The sequence below is a fragment of the Arthrobacter sp. S39 genome (genome assembly GCF_004320525.1).
Classification (GTDB): Bacteria; Actinomycetota; Actinomycetes; order Actinomycetales; family Micrococcaceae; genus Arthrobacter.
On the sequence record NZ_SIHX01000003.1, the window covers coordinates 492,934 to 504,466 of the forward strand.

Here is an 11,533-nt window from a genome sequence, read left to right on the forward strand (position 1 = left end):
GCCTGCAAATAGGGGCTCACGCAACGGGCCCATCAGCGCCGTCAAGGCGGATCTGTGAGGTGGAAAATGGCCATCACCGGGCATTCACGTCCAGGGACCGCGGCATCTGCCGCACCTGCCGTTGTACCGCAGCGCAAAGGCAGCATGGTGGTCAGATGGATCACCTCCACGGACCACAAGATCATCGGCTACATGTACCTGATCGCGTCGTTTGTGTTCTTCATCATCGGCGGCATCATGGCCCTGCTGATCCGCGCCGAACTCTTTGAACCCGGCATGCAGATCCTGCAGACCAAGGAGCAGTACAACCAGCTCTTCACCATGCACGGCACCATTATGCTGCTGATGTTCGCCACCCCGCTGTTCGCCGGCTTCGCCAACGTGATCATGCCCTTGCAGATCGGTGCTCCGGACGTCGCCTTCCCACGGCTGAACGCCCTTGCCTTCTGGTTCTTCCTCTTCGGTTCCACCATCGCGGTCTCGGGCTTCATCACCCCGCAGGGCGCGGCAGCGTTTGGCTGGTTCGCCTATGCGCCGCTGAACAACACCACGTTCACGCCCGGTGTGGGCGGTGATCTGTGGGTCTTTGGCCTGGCGCTGTCAGGCTTCGGCACCATCCTGGGCGCGGTCAACTTCATCACCACCATCATCTGCATGCGCGCCCCGGGCATGACCATGTGGCGGATGCCGATCTTCACCTGGAACACCCTGGTCACGGCCATCCTCGTGATCATGGCCTTCCCCCCGCTCGCCGCGGCATTGTTCGCCCTCGGTGCAGACCGCAAGTTCGGCGCCCATATCTATGACCCCGAAAACGGCGGTGCGGTCCTTTGGCAGCACCTGTTCTGGTTCTTCGGCCACCCCGAGGTCTACATCATTGCCCTGCCGTTCTTCGGGATCGTCTCGGAGATCTTCCCGGTCTTCAGCCGCAAACCGATCTTCGGCTACAAGGGCCTGGTCTACGCCACCATCGCCATCGCAGCCCTGTCCGTGACGGTGTGGGCGCACCACATGTACGTCACCGGTTCGGTGCTGCTGCCGTTCTTCGCATTCATGACCATGCTGATCGCCGTTCCCACAGGGGTGAAGTTCTTCAACTGGATCGGGACGCTGTGGCGCGGTTCCCTGACCTTTGAGACGCCGATGCTGTGGAGCCTGGGCTTCCTGGTCACGTTCCTCTTCGGCGGCCTGACCGGCATCATCCTGGCGTCGCCGCCGCTGGACTTCCACGTCTCCGACTCCTACTTCGTGGTGGCGCACTTCCACTACGTGGTGTTCGGCACCGTGGTCTTCGCGATGTTCGCCGGCTTCTACTTCTGGTGGCCCAAGTGGACCGGCAAGATGCTCAACGAACGGCTCGGGAAGATCCACTTCTGGATGCTGTTCCTCGGCTTCCACGGGACGTTCCTGATCCAGCACTGGCTGGGCGTCATGGGCATGCCCCGCCGCTACGCCGACTACCTCGTGGAGGACAACTTCGCCTGGATGAACCAGTTCTCCAGCGTCGGCTCCTACCTTCTGGGCGCCTCAATGATCCCGTTCTTCTGGAACGTCTACATCACGTCGCGGCCCGGTGAGAAGGTCACGGTCGACGATCCGTGGGGCTTTGGCGCCTCGCTCGAATGGGCCACGTCCTGCCCGCCGCCGCGGCACAACTTCACGTCGTTGCCGCGGATCCGTTCGGAGCGTCCGGCCCTGGACCTGCACCACCCCGAGCTCCGCGTCCGCGAACACGATACAACCCACAGCCCTGCGGCAGCGGCCCTGGGCGCCGCCGACATCGGCGAAAAGGACGTCAGGAATCCAGATCCGGACGAGTAACGTGGTTGAGCCCGTCGAAACCCCAGTTACTTTGCGCCTGAAAACTCGCGGTCAGCCTCCAGGACCTCCAGCAGGAACTTCGCGCCGCCGTCGGTCAGCATCACCTGGTCGAAGTACCCCTTCTTCGGCTCCATCAGGTGCAGGCACCCCAGTTTCCAGATAACAGTCCGGTTGATGTCGGTGACCCAGTCGTCGGGGATGGGGTGGCCAGACCGGGTCACAAAGCCCGCGCTCTCCAGTGCGCCTTTGATCGCTTCCGTTCGGCGGTTCCACGGCGGTGCGATGCCGCTGACGTGCCACTCCGCGTACAGGCGCGTCACCAGCCGGACGGCCTCGTGCTCCGGCCGGCCCACCGCGTCCAGCATGTAGTCCCACAGATCAGCGGGCCGTTCGCGGCAGCGCCTCCCGCGGGGAGTGAGCACCAGCCGGCCCTTCAACTTCCGGAGCAGCTTCCACGCCAGGAGGTGCTCCCGGAGCTCCCGGACGGGCAGCACGTTTGCCTCACGGTTCCCCTTGCCCATGACGGCGTCACTCCAGCCGAGTTCCTCCAGGGCGCGCCGGACCATGGCAGGCTTCAGGTAACTGTCCTTCGTCAGCTCAATCCCGTCGCCGGTGGCGTGTTCGAGGAGCCAGCGGACCGGCCGGAGCACTGCGTCGCGCTCGTCGTCGGTGACGGGCTGTGGCCACCATTGGAGGCTGAGCAGCCGCAGCTTCCGGTTGGCGGCGGCGAGGTCGAAGGAAGTGGGATCAAAGGAGGCCCTTAACTCACCGGTGACTGTATAGGTCCAGTGGGCGGCGTCCTGGTGTTCCGGATGTGTCCGGTCACCGAGGATCTCCACGAGCCGGCGGTAGCCGTGCGGCCCGCCGGAATCCTCCACCGGTCCGCGGTTGGCGCCGTCGACGCAAACGAGTTCGCCGGCCGGCAGCTCCGCCGAACCGAGCAACTGCACTTGGTGTGTCCAGTCGTCGCCGAAGTCGTAGTCGTACTCAAGCGCGGACGTGGGCGCTTCGGCGTCAAGCAGGTCGGAAAGCACGACGCCGGAGGCCGGCTCTGCGTCCAGATCCTCCATCCCGTCGCCGGGACCAATGATCACGCGCGCCTTCCCGGCGGGATCCTCACAACGGACGCCGTAAAGGTGCCGGTTTTCCCAGCCGAAGGCGGCCTGGATGGCGAGGTGGAACTCCGCAACGGTCAGCGATACGGGCACTTTGAGCCTGCGCCAGATCAGCGGTTCGGTGTCCTCGATGCTGATCCGGAGGTCAAAGGAAGGGACGGTAGCGGCTGATTGCATGCTGGCCATTTTGCCAGGCCCTGCGGCGTAGACTCGCACCATGAAATCAGGTTGGGGGATCGTGGGCGTGTTCGCGGCGTTGGCCATCGTGGTCATGCCCTCTGCGGGCTGCACAATCAATGCCTGCCCGGCCATCGGCTACATCAGGACCCTGACGGTGAACATCGAAGGGAATGTAGCCGCGGTCAGCGACGTCAGCGTGTGCAATGAGAGCGGGTGCTCCCAGCCGGAGCCTACGGCCGCTTCGCCGGCCCCGCTGAAGTCGGTGGTCACGGAGTTCTCCCCTGAGCCGCAACCGACGGCGAGCCATCCACCGTTCTACGGCCACCGGTATGACCAGGACACCTGGGTTTTCAACGTGGCTTTTGGCGACCCCGCAAAGGTGGCCGTGAAGGCCCTTGCCTCGGAAGGCACCGTGTTGGCCGAACAGGAACATGACCTTGTCTGGACCATGGTGGGCGGAACGGCACAGTGCGGCGGGCCAGTCACCACCCCGCCAATACAGCTTTCCGTGCCCTAAGGCGGTCGACGTCGGTTCCCGCCGCCCAGATCGGTCAGCGGCGCACCCGATAGCGCAGGTGAAGCACCCGGTCGCCTTGGATCACCACGTCAGGATCCTCCAGCAGGTGCTGCGCGTGGACGGACTCGAAGTAGCGCTTGCCGGACCCCAACACGACGGGTACGACGTCCATTCGCACCTCGTCGACCAGGCCCGCGGCAAGCGCCTGGCCACCGACGTCGCCGGCGGCGACCTCGACTATGCGGTCACCAGCGAGCTCCTGCGCCTTGGCCACGGCCGCTTCGACGCCGTCGACGAAGTGAAACGGCGCCTCGGGGTCCCAGCCCTCGGGCTCTGGCCGGTGCGTCACGACGACCACGTGGTCGACCCCGCCCGGAGGCTTCCCGTCCCAGCCGTCCGTCATGTCGAAGACGTGGCGGCCGGCGATTGTCGCCCCGATCTGGTCCCAGTACTCCCGGGTGTAGTCGTAGGACGCTTGTGACACCTTCAGCACGCCGCTCTCGTCCAACGGGACGTCACCGCTGAGCAACCAGTCGAACAGCGGTCCGGGCTGGTCGTCCTCGTCCGCGATGAAGCCGTCTACTGACACCGAGGCGTACATGACTACTTTGCCCACGGGGCGCTCCTCTGCTTGGGGGTGCCCCCAATATTAGTTTGCATTGTGAAGAGCCCCATAGCGTCCACGCAAAAAGCACACCCGGTGTTAACAAAAGCAGGGCCGGTCAAATGACCGGCCCTGCTTTGAAAATATGAAACCCTAAGGCCCCAGTTTCTCTAAGGAATTAGAGGGACTGGATGTTTACGGCCTGGGGACCCTTGGGGCCCTGCTCGGTTTCGAAGGAGACCTTCTGGTTCTCTTCGAGTGAGCGGAAGCCGGAGGAAGCGATCGCAGAGTAGTGTGCGAAAACGTCCTGTGAGGAGTCATCGGGGGAAATGAAGCCGAAGCCCTTTTCAGCGTTAAACCATTTGACGGTACCAGTAGCCATTATTTTTGTCCTTCGTGAAGGTGGAGGAAAAGTCCCGACTTTCGGGTCCTCCGGTGTGGGGTGTTCAAAACCGCTACTTCAGAAGAACGCGGACTTTCGACCGCGCGTACTGCCTGAACTACCAACTGCATAAACACAACAACAAAATCAACTGTACAGGAGTTTCCGGACAGCATTTACCACAACCCGATGCGGCGCGCTGACCAGGCAGCCGGCAGCCCAGCCGCACGCCGCCGTCGGGCCTTCCTTGCCCTGCCCTGTACGCGGCGGCGGAGCGGGCATATCCTGCCAACAGATCCAGCCCGCCCCCTACCCCCCGGGAGAGAACCATGGAGATGCCCAAGGCGTCCGACGCCGACAAGGAACGCTTCCGCTCGGTGGTCCCGGACCGTCCGGACGTGGTGGTGAAGCCGATGTTCGGCAACCTCGGCGCGTTCGTCAACGGCAACATGTTCGCCGGCCTGTTCGGCCCCGTCATCGGCGTGAAGCTCGACGACGAGGCCCGGGTGGAGCTCGAAAGCACCGAGCGGACTGTGCCGTTCGGGCCGGCCGAGCGGCCGATGGCCGGCTACGCCGGATTGCCGGAGGTGTGGAACGCAGAGGGCGACGGCGACCACGCCCGGGTCCGTGCCTGGGTGGAGAAGGCGCTGGACCACGTCGCAACCCTGCCGCCCAAGGAACCAAAGGAACGCAAGCCCAAGGCCGCCAAGAAGTAGCCTGCCGTGCCGCGATGAATCCCCCGGACGGCTCAGGCGGGCCCGGGGCCCTGCTTATCCGGCCTGCGGGTGGCATCCAGCACGTCCTGGAGGGTCTGCAGGGCTGCTTCGAAGCGCTGCTCCCCCGCGAATGAGCCCCAAAGCTGTTCCAACTCCCGTACTTTCGCCGATGCCTCGCGCAGCATCTGCAACCCCCGGGCCGACGGGAAAATAAGTTTAGCCCGGGCGTCGGTGGGGTCGGGCCTGCGTTCCAGGTATCCCAGCGCCTGCAGCTCGTTGACCAGTTCGGATGTGGCCGCAAGGCTGAGCTGCGCCCGCTCGGCCAAGACCGTCAGGCGGATTCCCTTGGTGCCGATATTGCCCGTGATCTGCAGATGGGCCAGCCGGATATCGCCGTAGCCGCGGGATTCCGCCTCGTCGAGGAGCTCCCGGCGGAACTCAGCCAGCAGGCGTACCAGCAGCTGGCCCACGGGAAGCCTCGGGCGCTCGGAATCAGGCTTGGAATCGCTTGACGGCGGCATGGACATGGAGGAAACTCTATTCCATAAGCTTCGGAAACCGAAGTAAATTCCATTCAAGACTGGTTTGAAGTGCAGGCTCTTTGGAGGCCGGAAATGTCTTCTGAAACTTTGTCGACCATGATTGGCACAACGCTTGGTCCCCTGATGGTCCGCCGCACCGGCACGGGCGCGCCTGCATTCCTATGGCACAGCCTGTTTGTTGATTCCCAAACCTTCGACGGCGTCGTGGAGGAACTGGGACGGCACCGTGAACTCTTCCTGGTGGACGGGCCCGGACACGGCGACAGTCCGGGTCCCCGCCGGCGCTATTCCCTTGAGGACTGCGCCACCGCAGCCGCCCAGGTCCTGGATGCGCTGGATGTTTCTGCCCCGGTGGACTGGGTGGGCAACGCCTGGGGCGGGCATGTGGGCATCGTCTTTGCGCACATGTTCCCCTCACGCTGCCGGACACTGACCACTATCGGCACGCCCCCATACCCGTTGACCCGTGCTGAACGCCTGCAGACGGTCCCGCTCGTCTACCTGTACCGGGTCCTGGGTCCGGCACTGTTCAGCGGGGCGATAGTCGAAGCGCTGGCGGGTCGCGGTGCGGCGAAAACATCACCTGCGGCTGCTGCGGCGGTGGGCGATGCGTTCCGCCGGGGCGACAAACACGGCAAGTACTGGGCAATGCAGTCGATCATGCTGCACCGCCCCGATCTCCGGCCGGTCCTGCCTCTCCTCCAGGTGCCCACCCTGACGCTGGTGGGCCGGGACGATTCCATGAACGATCCGGGGAAGGCCGAACGTGCAGCACGCAGCGTTCCGGACGGGCGGTTTGCGCGGGTAACAGGCGCCGGCCACGTGGCCCCGCTCCTGGTAGCACCTCGCGAAGTCACCCAGCACGTCCTGGACTTCTGGTCAGACACCCGTCACCGGCAGGCAGCGGCATGAGCATCCCACAGGCCCGGGAACTGGGCATCCCAGTCGGGGCACTGATTGGTTGGGCAGGACTGTTCGTCCACAACCTCGCCGATTTGCCCGGGCAGAGCTTTTTCAGCCCTGAATCGAGTATCCCGCTCCTGGTCACTGCCCTGCTGGTGTCCGCATGGATTACGTCGGCCCGGTACCAGGCGACGGTGGCCTTGCTGTGCTGGGGCCTGCTGAATTTCGTGGGCGGTGGCGTACTCAGCGTCCTGCCCTTGCCGTTCCTTCCGTTCTCGCCGGAGCAAACGGCCAGCCATTACCTGTTCCACGGCCTCTACGCGCTGGCCCAGGTGCCGCTGGTGCTCAGCACGGCGGGATGGCTCCGCATGCATCATCGGACCCGTCAGCCGCACACCTCACGTGGTGCATCATGAAAGCCGTCTACAACGCCTGGTACAAGTACGGAACTCCGCCGTGGGCAGGCAGCGCCCGCCACGAGCTGGTCCGTCTGGTGGACGAGGGGCGGCTGGCCCCGGGCCGGGCGGTTGACCTGGGCTGCGGCGAGGGCGACAACGCCATCTTCATGGCACAGCACGGGTTCGACGTAACGGCCGTGGACTTCGCGCCGGCCGCAATTGCCAAAGCCAAGGCGAAGGCGCAAAAGGCCGGCGCAGCAGTCAATTTCGTCGTTGACGACCTGACCAACCCGAGCCAGCTTCACGGTCCATTCGACGTTCTGGTCGACTACGGAACCTTCGACGATCTCACCGAACGCCAGCGCAACGCGTACCTTCAGCACGTGATCCCGCTCGCCGGGCCAGGCGCAAAGTTTCTGATGTGGAACTTCGAATGGGAAGCCCGTTCATGGGAGAAGCTGGTGTGGAAGCTTGTTCCCTTCGGAAACCTGACCCTTTCACCGGGCTACATCCAGGACACTTTCTCCCCGACGTTCGACGTGGAGAAGATCGCCGGCGAGTCCGGGTTGGCGGGATGGCCGCGGGGCTGGGCGGCTTACCTGATGACGCGCCGGTAGCTCGTCCGACCACGTCTGTCTAAGCCCCGTCGCACGGCGTAGCATCCTGCCATGGAATCTATTCGGGTCATCCTGCTTCCCGGGAGCGTGCTCCCGGCGCAACCCGCCTACGACGAGCTGATTAAAGCCCTGGGACTGGACGTGCAGGCGCTCGCCAAGGATCTCGAGCTCTACGCCAGGGACGAGCCTCCGGCGGATTGGAGCCTTGACACGGAAGTCGACGGCGTGCTGCGGGAGGCAGATGCCCTCGGGTGGGAGACCTTCCACCTCGTCGGGTACTCCGGCGGCGGCGCGGCCGCGCTGGCGTTCGCCGCCAAGCACCCTGACAGGCTGCTCAGCCTGGCGCTGCTCGAGCCCGCCTGGGCGGGCAACTGGGACTGGAGCCCTGCCCACGCGGCGCTCTGGAAGCAGTACGAGCAGCTGGAAGCACTGCCACCGGAGCAGTTCCTGCCCGCCTTCATGAGGCTGGGAGTGAAGCCCGACGTCGTCCTGCCGCCACAGCAGCCCGGTCCCCCGCCGCCGTGGATGGCCAAGCGGCCTGCCGGCATCAAGGCCTTCCTGCGGACCTTCAAAAGCTACGACCTGGACAGGGCGCGTCTGGCCGCCTTTCGCCCGCCCGTGTTCTTCGCCCTGGGTGGCCTGAGCAACCCGGATGACTACGGCGAGATTGCCACCCGGCTGGCACGGGTGTTCTTCCCGGACTTCCATCTGGAGGTCTTCCCCAGGCGCCACCACTTCGACCCGCCGCACCGGATCGAACCGCAGCGGCTGGCCGGGCTGCTCCGGCGGCACTGGGATCAGGCGGAAGGCAAGGGCTGACACTTACGCCCAGGTCCCCGAAGTTGCTACGATTGCTACGGAGGCAATCATGACAACTATTCCGCACCGTGAACTGCGCAACGAGAGCAGCAGAATCCTTGAGCGCGTGAAAAACGGCGAGACGATCGATGTCACCAACAACGGCGAAATCGCCGCCACGCTTATCCCGCCGTCCGCTTCTCCATTTGAACGTTTGCTGCTGGCAGGCCAGGTCCGCGCGGCGACTGGCCCCGTAGACTTCAGCACCCTGCCGCGGGTCACGTTGGAATCCAGCACAGAGGAGATCCTGGACGACCTTCGCGGGGACCGTTGATCATCTATGCGGACACGTCGGCCGTTCTCAAACTCGTGGCGGAGGAGCGGGAATCATCAGCCCTTGCCGAGTACCTCTCAACAGCCGTATCCCGGAACCACAGCCTGGTCGCCTCGATGCTCCTCTGCACCGAGCTTCACTGCGCGGCTCACCGTCGTGCCATTCCCGGCGAACTGGTCAATGCCGCCCTCGGCGGCATCAACTTGGTTGACCTTGCACGTTCGGACCTTATGTACGCAGCGGCCCTGCCTGGCAGGTTGCGCAGCGCCGACGCCATTCACTTGGCCGCTGCAATCCGCCTGCAGGCGGACGTTCTCGTGGCCTACGACGCGGAACTCCTGGCGGCCGCTGTTGATGCGGGCCTGAACGTCCTCTCGCCAGGTAAGCAGACGGGGTCTCGGGTTGGTTGAGCCCGTCGAAACCCGGCCGCTGAGCTGTGAATCCCCTGCCGGAGACAATGGCAGCGCCGAGCTCTAGAATGACTATTCACAAGTAGGCGCGCGTCACGCACCTGCTCCGTGATTGATCATGAATGGGATGGCTGATCATGAGCAACAGCGCACCTGAGTCCGGTCGCGAACCACGTTCTGTCCCGCCGCGGATGCCCGCCAACCCACCGAGAATCGGATCAGCCAAGGACCTTCCAACACCCACAACTGAACCCCTGGCCAGCCCCTCCGTTCAAGTGGCGGGCAGGGACGATGCGGCAATGCTCGACAACTACGCCGAGTTCATCGGGCGGTTGGAAACAGCGGCCGGGAAGCTCACTCCCCGGCGGGATACCCTGAGCGCGGCCCTGGACGCGGCCGGGCTCCTCTTAAACCAGAACAACGCAGGCGTTGAGCTTTGGGGTCAGCGACGCACTCGGATCCGCCAGCTCCTCAACCTAGTAGCCGCGAAGCAGCGGGCCCGGACCTACCGGAGCCTTAGCGAGCTGCATGAGGTTGCCCAGAAGATGGAGCAGATGTTCAGCAATCGTGCGCAGCGTGTCCTGCAGGTGTGCAGCGGGATCCGGGCCCGCCGGGATCAGATCAACGCAGCCCTTATTGAACTGGATAAGAGCAAGGTCAAATTGGCGGCATCGAGAAGGATCGCGCAGGAGCGGGAGAATCTCAGCAAAATCGCGGCGGAGCTCTCGGTCTCCGCCGACAATCTCAGCTTCGGTGTCCCCGACCCCGGCCTGCGTGACAGCCTCCGTGAGGCGCGGGAGGCAATTATTCTTGCCGAGGCCCTCCTGGAAGTGAAAGGGAACTGATCATGCCCAAGCCACAGACGAAGCACCGGGTGGTCTGCAGTTTTACTGAGAAACAGTGGACTGGGAGGCCGGACGACGGCGCGGGTGCTTTGTTCGGCAGGTTATCTGTGGCCGGACTTGTCCTGTGCTTCCTCCTGATGGGCCTGTTTCCGGGCCTGAGGGACCTGGCCGCCGTGCTGTTGTTCGTGGCCATGTTTGCAACCACATTCACGGCAGTGAGCATCCTCGCCATAAGTTCTCGGGAGCGTGCATTTCTTCAGGGGGTGACCGCGTCTGTAAACGAAGTAATACGCGAGCTCTCCGTCGACAGCGCTGCCCAACTCGGGCCGGACGAGCTGCGCTCGCTGCTCGTCAATGGCAAAACCAGGCCGCTGTCTGTGAACGGGGTAGCCGGCCTGGAACTGAAAGTCATCCGGAATACCTCACCGAAGACTTCTCTGCATGCCAAACCCATCATCAAACCGATCACCACGACTTACGTTGTTCTGGCAGCCACGGCGCCCGATTACGGAGTGGAAAGCTTCGACCGCCTGCTCGAGGCAGTCACCGCAGACCCCGACGCTAAATCCCTCGGAGCTGGGTGACCCCTCCTGCACGTCATCACGTAACCCGCGCGGCATGTGGCGCGGGACGGCGCCTGTCACGGAACCAGGCACGATAGGCGGCGAGCAGCAGAAGCGTCGCAGCGCCCACGCCCATGGCAAATGACAGGAGCACGACGCCGACAGATATTGCCAGGAGCAGGATACCTTCGACCCTGTCCACTCGGGGTGCTGCTAAACGCAGACCTGTGGCACACAGCAGGCCCAGGAGCAGCGCGATCGAACCAATCACGAACGTCAGCCCGAACCAGCGCAGCCTCAAGTAGTCCTCAAGGAAGTTGGAAACCGAAACAAGCACAGCGGCGACGGCGGCCACACGGACCGCGAACCAACTCAACTTGGCAGCCCGCCCGGGCAGGTGATCGTGTGTTGCCCAAAAGCTGCCGAGAGCCCAAAGGGTAGCCCCGAGGAACAACATCGCCACTGAAAGCAATGCCACGGCAGTGTATTCGAGCGGAGTCTCCGGACTCCAGTACCTGATTTCCCCAAAGGCATTGACCGCGCCACGTGCGCCGAAGGCGAAGCCGGCAAGAGCAGCAGTAACAGCCACGAACCGTGATCGCGCGACGGCGACTCCGGGGAGGGTCTGGCCGGCACCTTCTCCGGCCTGGGCAGAATCTCTTTCCGACATCGGTCAGCCCATCCTTTAGAAGCATGGTGTCCTGTCTCGGCAAATGACGCCGTGGTCCACAGATTGGCCCTGCCGGTCATCCTTGTCAATACGATTGCGTAACTACGTATAAGGACGG

Annotated in this window: 16 protein-coding genes; 11 read left to right on the forward strand and 5 right to left on the reverse strand. The window is 64.0% G+C overall.

Going from position 1 to position 11,533, the window contains the following annotated elements; translation table 11 throughout:
* The first annotated feature begins 66 nt into the window (after positions 1–66).
* Complete coding sequence (ctaD, locus tag EYS21_RS08680) at positions 67–1,821, forward strand: cytochrome c oxidase subunit I (protein WP_131132886.1); 1,755 nt, start codon at positions 67–69, stop codon at positions 1,819–1,821.
* 26 nt (positions 1,822–1,847) lie between these two features.
* Here ctaD and EYS21_RS08685 read toward each other — a convergent pair whose 3' ends face one another.
* Positions 1,848–3,113, reverse strand: a complete 1,266-nt coding sequence (locus tag EYS21_RS08685; protein ID WP_165478282.1) for a plasmid pRiA4b ORF-3 family protein — start codon at positions 3,111–3,113, stop codon at positions 1,848–1,850.
* A 40-nt stretch (positions 3,114–3,153) separates the two neighbouring features.
* Between EYS21_RS08685 and EYS21_RS08690 the strand changes: the two genes are divergently transcribed.
* A complete protein-coding gene (locus tag EYS21_RS08690; RefSeq protein ID WP_165478283.1) occupies positions 3,154–3,633 on the forward strand; it encodes a hypothetical protein in 480 nt (159 codons plus the stop codon).
* Positions 3,634–3,667: 34 nt separating this feature from the next.
* Here the strand turns inward: EYS21_RS08690 and EYS21_RS08695 are convergent, their stop codons facing one another.
* Together EYS21_RS08695 and EYS21_RS08700 are read right to left on the reverse strand one after the other, a co-directional pair.
* Entirely contained in the window at positions 3,668–4,249 is a 582-nt protein-coding gene (locus EYS21_RS08695) for a dihydrofolate reductase family protein (protein ID WP_131132790.1), read from the reverse strand.
* A gap of 166 nt (positions 4,250–4,415) precedes the next feature.
* Positions 4,416–4,619 carry a cold-shock protein gene (locus EYS21_RS08700; protein WP_066274236.1) on the reverse strand — a complete coding sequence of 68 codons (204 nt, stop codon included), beginning with the start codon at positions 4,617–4,619 and terminating at the stop codon, positions 4,416–4,418.
* Between the two features lie 329 nt (positions 4,620–4,948).
* Here EYS21_RS08700 and EYS21_RS08705 point away from each other — a divergent pair, with 329 nt between their 5' ends.
* Entirely contained in the window at positions 4,949–5,335 is a 387-nt protein-coding gene (locus tag EYS21_RS08705; RefSeq protein WP_131132791.1) for a TfoX/Sxy family protein, read from the forward strand.
* Positions 5,336–5,367: 32 nt separating this feature from the next.
* Here the strand turns inward: EYS21_RS08705 and EYS21_RS08710 are convergent, their stop codons facing one another.
* The gene (locus EYS21_RS08710) at positions 5,368–5,862 is read right to left on the reverse strand and encodes a MarR family winged helix-turn-helix transcriptional regulator (RefSeq protein ID WP_242633339.1); all 495 of its coding nucleotides are present in this window, start codon (positions 5,860–5,862) and stop codon (positions 5,368–5,370) included.
* A gap of 111 nt (positions 5,863–5,973) precedes the next feature.
* Here EYS21_RS08710 and EYS21_RS08715 point away from each other — a divergent pair, with 111 nt between their 5' ends.
* The 8 genes from EYS21_RS08715 (at position 5,974) to EYS21_RS08745 (ending at position 10,766) form a co-directional block, all read left to right on the forward strand.
* Positions 5,974–6,789 (forward strand): alpha/beta hydrolase, encoded by an 816-nt coding sequence (locus EYS21_RS08715; RefSeq protein WP_242633340.1) that lies wholly within the window; start codon positions 5,974–5,976, stop codon positions 6,787–6,789.
* The gene (locus EYS21_RS23370; RefSeq protein ID WP_165478284.1) at positions 6,786–7,196 is read left to right on the forward strand and encodes a hypothetical protein; all 411 of its coding nucleotides are present in this window, start codon (positions 6,786–6,788) and stop codon (positions 7,194–7,196) included. The genes EYS21_RS08715 and EYS21_RS23370 overlap by 4 nt, the downstream gene beginning before the upstream one ends.
* Positions 7,193–7,795, forward strand: a complete 603-nt coding sequence (locus tag EYS21_RS08720; protein WP_165478285.1) for a methyltransferase domain-containing protein — start codon at positions 7,193–7,195, stop codon at positions 7,793–7,795. The genes EYS21_RS23370 and EYS21_RS08720 overlap by 4 nt, the downstream gene beginning before the upstream one ends.
* A gap of 51 nt (positions 7,796–7,846) precedes the next feature.
* Positions 7,847–8,614, forward strand: coding sequence for an alpha/beta hydrolase (locus EYS21_RS08725; protein ID WP_131132794.1), 768 nt, complete (start codon positions 7,847–7,849; stop codon positions 8,612–8,614).
* 49 nt (positions 8,615–8,663) lie between these two features.
* Positions 8,664–8,927 (forward strand): type II toxin-antitoxin system prevent-host-death family antitoxin, encoded by a 264-nt coding sequence (locus EYS21_RS08730; RefSeq protein ID WP_131132795.1) that lies wholly within the window; start codon positions 8,664–8,666, stop codon positions 8,925–8,927.
* Positions 8,924–9,337: a type II toxin-antitoxin system VapC family toxin gene (locus EYS21_RS08735; RefSeq protein WP_131132796.1), complete on the forward strand. Its 414-nt coding sequence runs from the start codon at positions 8,924–8,926 to the stop codon at positions 9,335–9,337. The genes EYS21_RS08730 and EYS21_RS08735 overlap by 4 nt, the downstream gene beginning before the upstream one ends.
* Positions 9,338–9,636: 299 nt before the next feature.
* Positions 9,637–10,182, forward strand: a complete 546-nt coding sequence (locus EYS21_RS08740; protein WP_131132797.1) for a hypothetical protein — start codon at positions 9,637–9,639, stop codon at positions 10,180–10,182.
* Between the two features lie 2 nt (positions 10,183–10,184).
* Positions 10,185–10,766 carry a hypothetical protein gene (locus EYS21_RS08745; RefSeq protein WP_131132798.1) on the forward strand — a complete coding sequence of 194 codons (582 nt, stop codon included), beginning with the start codon at positions 10,185–10,187 and terminating at the stop codon, positions 10,764–10,766.
* 16 nt (positions 10,767–10,782) lie between these two features.
* Here the strand turns inward: EYS21_RS08745 and EYS21_RS08750 are convergent, their stop codons facing one another.
* Positions 10,783–11,415 (reverse strand): hypothetical protein, encoded by a 633-nt coding sequence (locus EYS21_RS08750; protein ID WP_131132799.1) that lies wholly within the window; start codon positions 11,413–11,415, stop codon positions 10,783–10,785.
* Positions 11,416–11,533 lie beyond the last annotated feature (118 nt).

Excerpts from the sequence above, each read along its gene's own strand:
- EYS21_RS08725 (WP_131132794.1), top strand. The coding sequence starts at position 7,847 with ATGGAATCTATTCGGGTCATCCTGCTTCCCGGGAGCGTGCTCCCGGCG.
- EYS21_RS08730 (WP_131132795.1), top strand. The coding sequence starts at position 8,664 with ATGACAACTATTCCGCACCGTGAACTGCGCAACGAGAGCAGCAGAATC.
- EYS21_RS08715 (WP_242633340.1), top strand. The coding sequence starts at position 5,974 with ATGATTGGCACAACGCTTGGTCCCCTGATGGTCCGCCGCACCGGCACG.
- EYS21_RS08700 (WP_066274236.1), bottom strand. The coding sequence starts at position 4,619 with ATGGCTACTGGTACCGTCAAATGGTTTAACGCTGAAAAGGGCTTCGGC.
- EYS21_RS08720 (WP_165478285.1), top strand. The coding sequence starts at position 7,193 with ATGAAAGCCGTCTACAACGCCTGGTACAAGTACGGAACTCCGCCGTGG.
- EYS21_RS08745 (WP_131132798.1), top strand. The coding sequence starts at position 10,185 with ATGCCCAAGCCACAGACGAAGCACCGGGTGGTCTGCAGTTTTACTGAG.
- EYS21_RS08750 (WP_131132799.1), bottom strand. The coding sequence starts at position 11,415 with ATGTCGGAAAGAGATTCTGCCCAGGCCGGAGAAGGTGCCGGCCAGACC.
- EYS21_RS08740 (WP_131132797.1), top strand. The coding sequence starts at position 9,637 with ATGCTCGACAACTACGCCGAGTTCATCGGGCGGTTGGAAACAGCGGCC.
- EYS21_RS08710 (WP_242633339.1), bottom strand. The coding sequence starts at position 5,862 with ATGTCCATGCCGCCGTCAAGCGATTCCAAGCCTGATTCCGAGCGCCCG.
- EYS21_RS08685 (WP_165478282.1), bottom strand. The coding sequence starts at position 3,113 with ATGCAATCAGCCGCTACCGTCCCTTCCTTTGACCTCCGGATCAGCATC.
- EYS21_RS08690 (WP_165478283.1), top strand. The coding sequence starts at position 3,154 with ATGAAATCAGGTTGGGGGATCGTGGGCGTGTTCGCGGCGTTGGCCATC.
- EYS21_RS23370 (WP_165478284.1), top strand. The coding sequence starts at position 6,786 with ATGAGCATCCCACAGGCCCGGGAACTGGGCATCCCAGTCGGGGCACTG.
- EYS21_RS08705 (WP_131132791.1), top strand. The coding sequence starts at position 4,949 with ATGGAGATGCCCAAGGCGTCCGACGCCGACAAGGAACGCTTCCGCTCG.
- ctaD (WP_131132886.1), top strand. The coding sequence starts at position 67 with ATGGCCATCACCGGGCATTCACGTCCAGGGACCGCGGCATCTGCCGCA.